Here is a 2,086-nt window from a genome sequence, read left to right on the forward strand (position 1 = left end):
GTAGAAGAGCTTTTATTTTAACAAACGTTGCAATGCGAACATATATTCTTTATACTGAAGAAAAGGAGAGGAACAGGTGTGCTTAATCAGTTAACGCGGTCAATGGATTGTGGTTTGCTCTTGGATATGATGTATATCGATAAAAGCGGTGCAGTCAGCAAAAGGCGGATAGTGGTCATCCAAGTTGGTGAGGTTTCTATTCGAGCATATTGTCATTTACGGCAGTCTAGACGTACTTTTTTAATTAAAAACATATTGGCTCTTGTTCCTATCGTCAACAAGGAAAGGGATGCTATTTAGTGTTCGATTACAGCAAATTCCCAAACAGACAAATCGCTTGCATAGACATGATGAGCTTTTACGCAAGTTGTATAGCTACTTTGTATAATTTGGATGTACGAACTGTTCCGATAGCGGTTATTGGAAACCTGCAACAAAAAGGATCAGTCGTATTAGCAGCATCGCCAGCGATGAAAAAGCGATTCAAAATAAAAACTGGAAATCGGCTGTATGAAATCCCGAAACATCCAGAGGTGAGACTATACGAGCCGAAAATGGCATACTTTCTTGAGATTTCGATGTCTATCACTAGAATTTTGCATAAATACGTCCCGACAGAATCCATTCACGTCTACAGTGTTGACGAATCTTTTATTGACCTAACAGGTACCGAAAGATTGTGGGGAAATCCTGAACAGACCATTCGAGAAATCCAAGGTGAAATCTATGAGACGCTTGGTTTACCATCAACGGCAGGGATGGGTCCCAACATGCTACTAGCAAAATTGGCCCTTGATTTAGAAGCTAAGAAAAAAGGGTTTGCCAAGTGGACATTTGAAGATGTACAAACGAAGTTATGGCCAGTCTCTCCACTCTCTGAAATGTGGGGCATTGGAAGCCGAACAGAAAAATCGTTGAACGCATTGGGGATATTTACAGTTGGGGAACTTGCCCACGCTTCGCTAGAAATGCTTGAAAAGAAATTCGGCATTATGGGCAACCAGCTGTATCATCACGCTTGGGGCATTGACTTATCAAAAATAAACGAACCAATGCCAGAAGGTCAGATTAGCTATGGCAAGAGCCAAATTTTGATGCGTGACTATAATACAATTGCTGAAGTTAGGGCAGTCGTATTAGAAATGTGTGAGGATGTCGCTAAAAGAGCGAGAGATGCATCCAAAGCAGGGCGAACAATAAGTTTAGGTATTGGGTATAGTAAAAATGCATTGGGTGGCGGCTTTCAACGTTCTCGCACTATTAGTGAAGCGACTAACGAAACGATGAAAATTTATGAAGTTTGTAAAGAACTATTAAGTGAAAACTATGACGCCCGCCCAGTACGACAGGTGTCGATCTCGATTACAAAACTAGAAAACGAGCAATCCATACAGCTAAGTTTGTTTGACCAGGATAATTGGCGTGGTAGAGAAATTGGAAAGGTGATGGATTGCATTCGGAATCGATATGGTTCTACTGCGATACTTCGAGCAATCTCATTAACGGATGCAGGCACCTCCATTAAACGATCAACGTTAGTTGGAGGACACAAAGGGTAGGAGGGGCTCTGTGATACGTGATAGAGGTAATATTAAGTAGGCAAAGGCATGATGCTAACAGAACATGCGCAAGCTATGAGGAAATGGCTAGAAAGTGAAGGCCTTCTTGAACGTCCGTTCTTGGATGATTGGGAGCTTCAATCGATACAAGAGGAGATAGAGATTGCATATAAGCGTCAGTGTCAAACTAGTGTCGCGATATGGCGTAAAGGTAAAGAACTTTTTTACAACGGGAAAATATCAGAACTTGATCATCGACTTAATTGTATTTCGATTGCTGGTCTGTTTGGGGATGATTGTATACCGGTTATAGATGTCCTGAAGTAGAATGCGTGCAATAATAATTGGATTGTCCAACAGCCGTTTACCTGGTAAATAGCTGTTGTTTTTTTCTGTTTTATTCTTTTATAAGGTATGATAGGAGGTATGAGTATCAGATTGTGTCATCTAGATAATTAATCACCAATTAGGTGGGATTTAAAAACATTTTTAAAAATGAACTATATGATTAGCCCCCAAAAAGCCTG

At 40.5% G+C, this 2,086-nt stretch carries 2 protein-coding genes; both read left to right on the forward strand.

Going from position 1 to position 2,086, the window contains the following annotated elements; translation table 11 throughout:
• Positions 1–347 precede the first annotated feature (347 nt).
• On the forward strand, positions 348–1,559 hold the full coding sequence (locus R2B77_RS17810) for a Y-family DNA polymerase (protein ID WP_212391930.1): 1,212 nt from the start codon (positions 348–350) through the stop codon (positions 1,557–1,559).
• A gap of 48 nt (positions 1,560–1,607) precedes the next feature.
• Positions 1,608–1,886, forward strand: a complete 279-nt coding sequence (locus tag R2B77_RS17815) for a YolD-like family protein (RefSeq protein ID WP_203249071.1) — start codon at positions 1,608–1,610, stop codon at positions 1,884–1,886.
• Positions 1,887–2,086 lie beyond the last annotated feature (200 nt).

This window comes from Sporosarcina beigongshangi (assembly GCF_033485195.1).
Taxonomy (GTDB): Bacteria; Bacillota; Bacilli; order Bacillales_A; family Planococcaceae; genus Sporosarcina; species Sporosarcina beigongshangi.